Source organism: Arthrobacter sp. FW306-2-2C-D06B (genome assembly GCF_021789175.1).
Taxonomy (GTDB): Bacteria; Actinomycetota; Actinomycetes; order Actinomycetales; family Micrococcaceae; genus Arthrobacter.
This window is the reverse complement of record NZ_CP084560.1, coordinates 1,108,876-1,118,663: the sequence shown is the minus strand read 5'-3', so window position 1 is coordinate 1,118,663 and position 9,788 is coordinate 1,108,876. Positions and strand designations below refer to the sequence as shown.

Annotated in this window: 9 protein-coding genes; 7 read left to right on the top strand and 2 right to left on the bottom strand. The window is 58.2% G+C overall.

Features of this window, described 5'->3' with window-relative positions; genetic code table 11:
• Positions 1–12: 12 nt before the first annotated feature.
• On the top strand, positions 13–786 hold the full coding sequence (locus LFT47_RS05375; protein ID WP_236815986.1) for a DUF6308 family protein: 774 nt from the start codon (positions 13–15) through the stop codon (positions 784–786).
• Between the two features lie 53 nt (positions 787–839).
• Positions 840–1,328, top strand: a complete 489-nt coding sequence (locus LFT47_RS05370; protein WP_236815984.1) for a hypothetical protein — start codon at positions 840–842, stop codon at positions 1,326–1,328.
• A 153-nt stretch (positions 1,329–1,481) separates the two neighbouring features.
• Here LFT47_RS05370 and LFT47_RS05365 read toward each other — a convergent pair whose 3' ends face one another.
• Complete coding sequence (locus LFT47_RS05365; RefSeq protein WP_236815982.1) at positions 1,482–1,682, bottom strand: hypothetical protein; 201 nt, start codon at positions 1,680–1,682, stop codon at positions 1,482–1,484.
• 433 nt (positions 1,683–2,115) lie between these two features.
• On the opposite strand from LFT47_RS05365, the gene LFT47_RS05360 reads away from it, so the two are divergent.
• Positions 2,116–2,949 carry a hypothetical protein gene (locus LFT47_RS05360; protein WP_236815980.1) on the top strand — a complete coding sequence of 278 codons (834 nt, stop codon included), beginning with the start codon at positions 2,116–2,118 and terminating at the stop codon, positions 2,947–2,949.
• On the top strand, positions 2,946–6,053 hold the full coding sequence (locus tag LFT47_RS05355) for a DEAD/DEAH box helicase (RefSeq protein WP_236815978.1): 3,108 nt from the start codon (positions 2,946–2,948) through the stop codon (positions 6,051–6,053). The genes LFT47_RS05360 and LFT47_RS05355 overlap by 4 nt, the downstream gene beginning before the upstream one ends.
• Positions 6,054–6,570: 517 nt before the next feature.
• On the opposite strand, the gene LFT47_RS05350 is transcribed toward LFT47_RS05355, so the two are convergent.
• Positions 6,571–7,497 carry a 2-hydroxyacid dehydrogenase gene (locus tag LFT47_RS05350; RefSeq protein ID WP_236815972.1) on the bottom strand — a complete coding sequence of 309 codons (927 nt, stop codon included), beginning with the start codon at positions 7,495–7,497 and terminating at the stop codon, positions 6,571–6,573.
• A 183-nt stretch (positions 7,498–7,680) separates the two neighbouring features.
• Between LFT47_RS05350 and LFT47_RS05345 the strand changes: the two genes are divergently transcribed.
• From LFT47_RS05345 to LFT47_RS05335, 3 genes are all read left to right on the top strand, one after another.
• On the top strand, positions 7,681–8,046 hold the full coding sequence (locus LFT47_RS05345; protein WP_236815970.1) for a hypothetical protein: 366 nt from the start codon (positions 7,681–7,683) through the stop codon (positions 8,044–8,046).
• Positions 8,047–8,107: 61 nt separating this feature from the next.
• Positions 8,108–8,671, top strand: a complete 564-nt coding sequence (locus LFT47_RS05340; protein WP_236815968.1) for a hypothetical protein — start codon at positions 8,108–8,110, stop codon at positions 8,669–8,671.
• A gap of 129 nt (positions 8,672–8,800) precedes the next feature.
• Positions 8,801–9,775 (top strand): aldo/keto reductase, encoded by a 975-nt coding sequence (locus LFT47_RS05335; protein WP_236815966.1) that lies wholly within the window; start codon positions 8,801–8,803, stop codon positions 9,773–9,775.
• The last annotated feature ends 13 nt before the right edge of the window (positions 9,776–9,788 follow it).

Sequence of the window (9,788 nt, the reverse complement as noted above, 5' to 3'; positions counted from 1 at the left end):
TCCCCTGTGTACATGACATTCGATAACTACAGGGAAGCTTATCTGGGGAGTCGCTCCAACTTGCTCAGCGCCCCTCCCTTCATCTTGGGGGACACGATTCTCTTCGGCGTCTGGGTGTGCCACTTACGGATTAGTGTTTGCAAGATGACGAGATTGAAAGTTGGTGGGGCAACGGTGGGCCTCGATGATGCAAAAGTCTGGGCACGAACGTATCTCATGGAGAGGCCTCGAACCTCCGCTTACCCGGCCTACGATGGATACCCAGGATCTCCAAGCGAATCGGTTGGGGCCCAGGACCTGCTGGCGGTTTCGCTGCTCAACGTCTCCAATAATCCCATTCCCGTCTACTACGGCCTTGAGCGCCTCATGGCATCAATTAACGAGCGACTGGCGGACCCATCCATAGTTGGTGATCTGGCGACCGCCGACGAAAAAACGCTCGAGGCGATCGTCCGGCTCTTCGGAGTGCTTGAAAGCACTCCGGTAAAGTACGTCAGGCTGACAACGCTTTCCAAAGTCCTTCACCGAAAGCGCCCGAACCTGCTCCCCCTGTTCGACGACAATATTGGCTACTGCTACAGCCAATGTGAGGATGCGCCGGTTCCGTTCCAGGACGGCCGAAGCCACGCCGACTACCGGCACGCTTGGCTCAAGGCCATTCAGCGAGATTTGGCGACCCAACTGCCTTACTGGGAAGAAATCGCCGCTATGGCACCGGGGCCGAAGATCACGCCCCTACGCGCGCTGGATATCATCGGCTGGGAGTTGGGTAATCGGCGGGCATAACCCGCCCATGCCTCGCACATCGCGGGATCGAGGAGTCGGACAGGGGATGGTAAGTGGAACTAAAAGATTGGCTGACAATAGGGGCTAGTTTGGTCGTAGGACTAGGCTCTAGCGGCGTAACTAACTGGCTCAATGTCCGGAAGGCCAAAGCCGACCGACTCGATGCTGCTGTGAGGGAGCAGCGAATCAGACGTCACGATCGTAACCGCACGCTGCGTGAGTATCTTCGGGTGCTGGAGGAGGTTTCGGCCGATTGGGAAGACACCATGATGCAGCGACCATCAACGATCGAGGGACAATATAGGGACTACATACGCGAAGCACGGCAATCCGCATACCACCTTTTTCACTTATTTCCCGATTCCGAAAAGTGGTTCCTCAAGAACCCGTTTAACTATGACGGACCGGGCGGGCTGGAGCAATCGGAGGCACGTCCAGCGAACGAAGGCGCAGAGGAGATTGACCGTGTTGGCGGACTCAATCTCAGCTCTTACTTCAGCCGCGAGGTTCGGGGCGTCTTTGCTGTTGGTGAGGAGGGCTGAATCGCTCAGCCTTGTCGTAGGGCGGCGCAGGTTGCGCCGTTTGAGTGTGTCCGGTCGATGGAGTGATTGAAGCCAGGCGGGGCCCGGTGCGATGCGGTCCACGGTTTTTAGCTCCTGAAGAAGGCGGTTGGCTAGGAGGACCCTGTCTTCTGGTTAGGCTTCCGCGATGGCTTGGCGGACAGCGGTGGCAATGTGGCGCGACAAGGCGTCCGCAGTGTCTTCGATGTCAATATCCTCGAAGATTGGTTGCAGCTCCGATTCGTTTAACAGTTTGCCGAGTGCATCCGTGTTGAGCAGTTCATGCAACCCCTCGGGCAGCTGATCCGCCGCCCCTTCCCCAATGAAGTTATTCACTTCGCCAGGGTAGGGACGGGAGCGAGCAAAACCAACAAACTGGAATGAATCGCCAATAGTCCGATGTTTAGCTGAGGTCGAAACTAGTCAACGGCGACGACTGCAGGTCCGGAATAGCAATTACTCAAAGACCAAGGCTCGCGCCCACCATGGCGCCACAACCGCTTCTCCGCCTAGGAAAAGAACTGCACGATCCGAATATCATTAGCCGCAGGGCCATTAGCGGTCGCTCTCGGTTCACACGCTTGAGTAGTCCACCCGCCTGTCCCTTAGTTTGAACCCTGTTGTCTCGTCCCGACCCAAGTGTCTCAAGCCAAAAAGGTCGTACGAGCTTGCTACGATGGGGACGAGCCCATCCTTTTGGACCGGACGCATCGTGCCGGGAACAAGAACCCGATGTGGAACAGGAAACTCGGCAGCAAAGGAGGCAGCCATGCTTGTCTTCAAACCAGTCGACTCGTCCCAACTCGGGGTACATACGTTCGCATGCTACGACCTTGAGAGCGATGAAGTTCTCATCGAGGAGATTGCTGCGCTCGTCCGCGATCTTTACGTTGAAGATGTCATCCTGGGTGAGCAACTTCGTACGGCGTCACAGAGCTTAGATGAAGTCTGCGATGAAGCAGAGATCTGCGCTTTGGTGGACCGTGTCGCCATGGCCGTGATTCCCCAGATGAACACGGGCAGTAGCCAGCCATTGCACTTGCAGGTTCCACGCAACGAAGTGGCCGAAGTCTTAGCGATACGCGTTCTGCAGCAGATTCATGGGTTTTCTGTACCATCGTCGAGAATCCGAAACAAGGAGGTTGCTGGTTCGCCGTCACGTGGTCTCGATGTGTTAGGGCTCACTCAATCGATGGGGATTGCACTGACTGAGGTAAAGGCGTCCTCATCAACCCAGAGCCCGCCGACGGTAGTCCACGGGGCAGCGGACAGCATGCGCGCTGAAACTCTCAAGCGTCTCAACGATCGGGACTCACTCATCGCTGAGCTCCATTGGGCCTTGAAGCATGCCAAGCCCGAATCCCGTTTGGACGTTGCTAAGTCGTTATTCCTTCACGCGCGTCAGACCCCGCCTGTCAGTACAGTTGCCCCGGTTCTAGTCCGACCAGCCGGTGCTTACCAGGCGACCGACTATGGAAACTTCAAAGAACCGTCGATTGACTTTGGTGATTCACCGATAAAGTTTGTCGTCGTTCGACTTCCTGGAACACTAGAAGACTTTGCGGGTCTCGTTTATGCCAAAGCAGCGGAACAAGCCGCATGAGTGAGTTCGACCAGCTTTTGCTTGATGAGGGCGTCGACGACGCCGTCGGTGCCGTGAGGTCGAATTACCTTCTTGCCAAGATCTCGCCGGATTCCGGCGCCTCAGAGACGTTTATCGATAGCGAAAGCTATCTCGCGGAGGCCCTCGAAGCAATCGCTCTGGCATCAGAAGAAAGTGAACGAGATCTTCTATTCCACCGGGCGTTCTTACTTCGACGCAATGAGCGGCGGCAATACGACCTCGGCGGTCTAGTGGCAGTAGCTCGCTTGGCAGCTGATGGCGTGCTTGCCAATCGAAGCGCAGAAGTTCTGATGCTCCTACGTGACTACAAAATTCCCTCCCTTGAGGACGTGCTGAACCGTGATGCGACCTTCGCTCAAAGGCTCCATGTGCGGACGATTCGCGCCTTTCTTCTGCTTGTTAGACGCTCACAAGGGTGGAACGACGTACGCGCGGCCGCGCACGAAATTCGGCTTCTCCGGGAAGAGCACGTGCAGGCCAGCCCGACGATCCCGCCTGATGGGCATATTCCTTCCACGTCAGACGCGGTCCGTCTGGTTTCGGGCTTCAACCTGGCGAAGATCGTGGACCTTGCTGCAACTTTCACAGCCGCGGGAATCCCTACGAACGTTCAGATGCAGCTGGATAGGCATGCGGATAATAGAGACGAACTAAGTAAATACGGTTCTGATCCTAGCGCCGGCTTGCTCGGCGATCTCATTCAAGCAGCGTGCCGTTCAATGGTTCAAGCAAGCATCTGGACTGGGACGAACTTGCTTGGAAAGTCCCTGCGGGAATTCGTCGCGGCTCTCGCTTCGCCAAATCGCGCGGATCCTCTGTTTGAACTGTGGCCAAGTCAGAGAGCAGCCCTCGATTCTCATCTACTTGATCCGGCACGGCGGGCAGTTGTCGTCGAGATGCCGACCTCGGCAGGAAAAACGCTGATCGCCGAATTCTCAATAGTTCAAGCACTCGCTCTAAATCCAGGTTCTTCTGTTGTTTACGTAGTGCCGACGCGCGCCTTGGTGAACCAAATCACCCAACGGCTTCGGAGGGATTTAGCACCATTGGGTGTAATCGTGGAATCGGCAATTCCGGTGATCGAATTAGACCCTACCGAGGACGCACTGCTGCAGTCGCAAGTGAATGTCCTGATCACTACTCCTGAGAAGCTGGACCTCCTTCTCAAATCTGGTCATGTTTCAGTTGCGAGCCTGTCGTTGGCAGTCATTGATGAGGCCCACAATCTCTCGGATGGCGTTAGAGGAGCGCGTCTGGAACTTCTCCTGGGGATGATGAAGCGAGAACGACCGGAAACTCGATTCCTTCTCCTCACGCCTTTCGTACCAAACGCGGATCAGCTCGCGGCATGGCTTGGGGATGGCGCTGAATCGACCATCGCGGTTGATTGGCGGCCCAGCGAGCGCATCGCAGTGACTGCTCACTGGAAGAAGCCTCGAAGTAAGCCTTATCAATTAACTCTTACGACTCTCGCCAGCGCTGGAAATGTCGATGTGGAGGCTGGACGGGAGGTCATCGTCGGTCAGCACAGTCAGACCAAAGTATCGTCAAAATCTGCAACAACGGTGGCGTTGGCAGACGAACTCGCAGCTAGGGGTGGCGTACTTATTTTGGTCCGGGGTAAAGGAACTGCCGAAAGTCGCTCAAGGCAAATTGCTGCGACCCGTCAGGAGACACCCACTCCTTCACGCCTCTTAAGCGCCGTAATAAGCTTCGCCCAGGATGAATTAGGCGAAGACCATCTACTTCCGCATATCCTTCGACGACGTGTGGCATACCACCATGCGGGGCTTTCCCACGATATGCGCTACTTAGTTGAACAACTCATAGATCGTGGAGACGTAGACGTCGTGGCGGGAACGACGACCCTTGCTCAAGGACTCAATTTTCCAATAAGTAGCGTGATTGTCGAGACGCTAACGAAATCTCAAGGGTTTGGTCAGGAATGGAAGGATCTGACCTATTCCGAGTTCTGGAATATAGCAGGCCGCGCGGGTCGCGCTATGCGCGATCCCCTTGGCCTCGTAGCCTTCCCCTGTGTAACCAAATCGGACCGAGAAAACACCGCGAAGTTCCTAAGCGGTGAGGCTGCATTGATTGCCAGCTCTCTACTAGATGCGGCAGCAAAAATGGGCGAGAACGCGGTTAGGTTTGACCTCAAGTTCACGCGAGAAAACCCCGACATCGCTGTATTTCTCCAGTACCTGACACACGTCACACGGCTTGCTGGAGCGGAGGAAGCCGCTAGCGAATTGGAGGATATTCTTCGTTCGAGCTTGGTTTTTCACCAAGCACGGCAAATAAGCGCCGGCCTGTCCCGGGCGCTACTTTCAGTAGCGCGCAAATATATTCGGTCAATTCAAGGCACTGATCGAGGATTCATGGCTTTGGCTGACGGTACGGGATTCAGCCTGGCATCCGCGAATATGATTTATGCCAAGACGCGAGACGAGTTCTCCGATCTTCGTTCGAGCGACTTCTGGTCGCATGAGAATCTGTTCGTGGGTGACGCTACTTCATTGACAAAGGTTGTGTCGCTGCTAGGCGACGTTCCCGAGCTGAGTCTGGGGTTAACTGCTTCGTCTGGCTCATTTGACCCAGAAGTAGTCGCAGGTGTGGTCAGGGACTGGGTTTCCGGCAAATCTGTTACTGCGATCGCCGACCGATGGTTCAACTTCGGGGACAAGGATCGGGAAGGGCGCCTACGTGATGCCAGCGCATACATTCACGGAAAACTCGTGGGTCAGGTCCCTTGGGGCATCGGAGCAGTACAGAAGCTCATTTTGGAACCTGGGGCCTCGGATCATGACCTCGACCACACTCCCTCCTTCGTCTTCTATGGCGTTTCGACGCGGGAAGCAGTCTTGATGCGCATGGGCGGTGTGCCGCGATCCTTGGCTCACAACCTCGGCGATGTCTGGGGATCCGGTCGAGAGGCTCCCCGGTCCTTTCAGGAATTGCGGACCTGGATCGGAAATGTGATGACGGCGGACTGGGGGAGAGCCGGCGCTATAGCCAATTTGTCGGGCGACCAAGCCAAACTCATCTGGGACACGCTCGTCGGGTCTCCTTCTATTGAGTAGGAATGGAGCCGACGTGGCACTCCTATCGAAACCGACAACAGGGCCCGCCCGACTTGGCAGCTAGAAGGGAAGCTCTCCAGGGTGCTTGGATCGTCATCCACACAATACGCGGCTAGATGCAGGCTATACCCGCTTTCCGCGGAGGAACGACAGGTATTGGGCGCGCGCGAGGTGCTTTGCACGTCCCTTCACGGATGCTATGGGCAAGAGCATCAGCAGGCCAACTACGCCGGCGTCGTACACACCCGGCTGCTTCAAGAGAACGACCTCCGTCTGCAGTCCCCCGTTCCAAAGAGACAACTTCAAGCGCAACCTGGAACTGATGGAGGAAGAACGCGCCGACAAGAGACAAGGCAACCCGGGCAGCTTTGCCCTATCCAGGCATAGAACTTGCGCCCCATCTTGTCGAACTCTCCGATGAGGATCCGAAGGGCCCCAACATGCCCAGCGGCGACGCATATGTCCGGGGAAGCTTCGCGCAGCCGCAACCGCGTCTGCCCCTCAGTCAGATACCCATCTACTGATTCTCACCCAGCACAACGTTCACCGGTGCCTCCCCGGCGAGCAGCAAGGAAATCTGCTTCTGGATCAGCCGGACCATCCGGGGGAACATCGCCGAGCTTGCCCCGCCCACGTGGGGCGTGATCAGCACACGGGGCACGGTCCACAAAGGATGGTCGGCGGGCAACGGCTCCGGGTCGGTCACATCCAAGGCAGCACGTAACCGTCCCGAAGACGTCTCCCGAAGTAAGGCGTTAGTGTCGACCACAGGACCCCGCGCCACGTTCACCAACAACGCTCCGTCCGGCATGGCCGCCAGGAACCGAGCATCCACCAGCCCACGGGTTTGCTCGGACAGCGGTACGCTGACCACCACGATCTCGTTCAGCGGCAACTGTTCGTAAAGTGAGCCGATGCCGTAGATCCGGCCGTGTTCATCGTCCCGTTCGCGGCTTGCCATCCGCGTCACGTGCGTTTCGAACGGCAACAGCCTGGCTTCAATGGCCTTGCCCACTCCCCCGTAGCCAACCAGGAGAACCCTGCGGTCCGCCAAGCTGAGGCGCTGGCCGTTGGCCCATATTCCGGACGCCTGGTTTCTGACAAATTCCGGAATACCGCGCTGGCTGGCGATCATCATTCCCAAGGCGAGTTCCGCCGTCGACGTCTCATGGACTCCAGCCGCGTTGGCGAAAGCGCAACCCGACGGCAAGACGTCACCGACGCCGTCGTACCCGATCGACTGGCTCTGCACCAACCGGACCGTCACGCCATCCAGCGCCGTGAGCGCGTCTGGCCTGCCCATGTAGGGCGGCACCAGCAGGTCGAAACTGTCAGCCGGCGCTGGGCCAGCCAGGTCCCAGACCACGAACTCGACGTCGGCGGAGGGTTCCATTGCGTCCAGGAGTTTCTGATCGGGCAAGCACACCCGCAGCCGGGCCGTCATTGCGCCACCATCAGATTGACGTTCGCAGCACGCAGCGTGGTTTCGCTCATTTCCCTTTTCCTGCTTCCCTTGGCGGTCGATTTAGCCGGACGGCATGTCGTGTTCCAACACCAATCTACTTTCCGCCGCGGTCCTGTGGCCCGTTCCGATCCGTGGAACGGGAGAGATGATTGGATGATAGATATGGGGAAATCTGGAAACGGAGCCATCTGGATCGGCATCGCGTTCGCGTTGCTATGCCTGGCGGCGGTGTCCACGTTCTTTGCCTTCTGGTTCGGGTTCGACTTTGATCCAGACGACAGACCGGGCTCGTACTACAGGGCCGAGATTCCCAAACGCCAGTGGGTGATGGCAGTGTCTGTCGCTCTTCCGGCAATGGCTGCTGTGGCGTCCGTGCACTCCATTCTTACCCTGCCACGAGAGGTTTTTTGGATCACAGCGGCATCGGTCTTCCTGCTCATCGCGCTTGCCGACGTCGTGTTTTGTTGGATGCTTGGGATTGAGTCCATCGAATCAGCCAAGTACTTCGCCGAACGCTTCGGCGGTTAGGACGCTTCGCCCGTGGGTCCATGTCGGGGACAACGGGCGGGAACCCGGCCTATAGTGTGGCATGGCCGGGAAGGAACCGAGGATCAAGCGTCTGCTGGCGATCGGCCTCGGCTATGCCGTTAGCGCGGCTTTTGCTTCGATCGTCCTGCTGTCGCTCGGCTGGGAAAAACCCAACTCACTTCCCATATTCTTTATCATTTTGGTGGCCACTTGGATGGTCGGGCTAGTGGCAACCCGAGTGACTAACCGACTCAGGTTCAAGCTATGGCGACGGCGCGGGTGGACGGAATTCTGGATTCGTTCGCCCGAACCCTTACCCGGCGCCCTGGCCAACGGCTGGGTGCGGGGCCTGCTTTCCGTCCGCGCACCGCTTGTTGACTTCGTGACAAATGAGTCTCGGGACGGATCATGGGTCCATCCAGCTACTTTCCTCGTGAATGGCCGGATCCCACTTGACCGCAGGCACTTGGAGCTGTCGGATTTCGCCACAGTCAACTTCGGCCCCGGTTTCCGCGTGGTTTCACTCCAGACCACACGCGGACCCATCGACGTGGCCGGGTATCCCGAAGCCCTCGACCAACTCGATACAGAACTATTCGGCCAATCCGAAGTTGCCAGTCAGTAGCTTCGCCGCTCTCCCTGCCCTCCACGTTGTCCGCCCTCGCTCAACGTGCCTATAGTGGCCCTACCCGCACCCCTCTCTGAGCACCGTCCTGCCATCCAGCACGTTCTGCCACCTCCAGGAGAGAACCCCATGGAAAACCGCACACTTGGTTCATTGACCGTTTCCGCCCTCGGCCTCGGCTGCATGGGCATGAGTGAGTTCTACGGCCAAGGGGACGACAGCGAATCCCTTGCCACCATCAACGCATTCCTCGACGCCGGCGGCAGCCTGCTGGACACCGCCGACATGTATGGGCCCTTTACCAACGAAAAGCTCGTCGGCAAGGCCATCGCCGGCCGCCGGTCCGACGTCGTTCTGGCCACGAAGTTCGGAAACGAACGCCGCGAGGACGGATCCTTCCTGCGCGTCAATGGCAGGCCCGAATACGTCCGTTCCGCCTGTGACGCCAGCCTTCAACGCCTCGGCGTCGACCACATAGACCTGTACTACCAGCACCGCGTGGACAAAACCGTCCCCATCGAGGACACCGTAGGTGCCATGGCCGAACTCGTCCAGGCCGGAAAGGTCCGGCACCTCGGACTGTCCGAGGCTGCGCCGGACACCATCCGCCGCGCCCACGCAGTGCATCCCATCACCGCTTTGCAGACCGAGTACTCCCTCTGGGAACGGGAACCCGAAACGAAGGTCTTCCCTGTGCTGGCCGAGCTGGGTATCGGATTCGTTCCGTACAGCCCACTTGGCCGCGGCTTCCTGACCGGGCAAATTCGCTCCGAGGAAGACTTCGCCGAGAATGATTTCCGCCGGCACTCCCCCAGGTTCCAAGGCGAGAACTTCAAGCGCAATCTGGAACTGGTGGACCGGGTGAAAGAACTCGCCGACCAGAAACAATGCACCCCAGGGCAGCTGGCCCTCGCCTGGCTGCTGGCACAGGGCGAGCACATCGTCCCGATCCCCGGAACCAAGAAGCGCGAACGCCTGGCAGAGAACCTGGGGGCCACCGCCGTCGTACTCTCCGAAGAGGACCTGAAGCGGCTGGACGAGCTGGCCCCCGCAGGGTCGACTGCCGGAGCGCGCTATCCCAACATGGCCAGCATCGACACCTAGGTCCAACAGTCCC

Coding starts and splice junctions, on each gene's coding strand:
- LFT47_RS05375 (WP_236815986.1), top strand. CDS start 13: ATGACATTCGATAACTACAGGGAAGCTTATCTGGGGAGTCGCTCCAAC.
- LFT47_RS05360 (WP_236815980.1), top strand. CDS start 2,116: ATGCTTGTCTTCAAACCAGTCGACTCGTCCCAACTCGGGGTACATACG.
- LFT47_RS05355 (WP_236815978.1), top strand. CDS start 2,946: ATGAGTGAGTTCGACCAGCTTTTGCTTGATGAGGGCGTCGACGACGCC.
- LFT47_RS05350 (WP_236815972.1), bottom strand. CDS start 7,497: ATGACGGCCCGGCTGCGGGTGTGCTTGCCCGATCAGAAACTCCTGGAC.
- LFT47_RS05345 (WP_236815970.1), top strand. CDS start 7,681: ATGGGGAAATCTGGAAACGGAGCCATCTGGATCGGCATCGCGTTCGCG.
- LFT47_RS05340 (WP_236815968.1), top strand. CDS start 8,108: ATGGCCGGGAAGGAACCGAGGATCAAGCGTCTGCTGGCGATCGGCCTC.
- LFT47_RS05335 (WP_236815966.1), top strand. CDS start 8,801: ATGGAAAACCGCACACTTGGTTCATTGACCGTTTCCGCCCTCGGCCTC.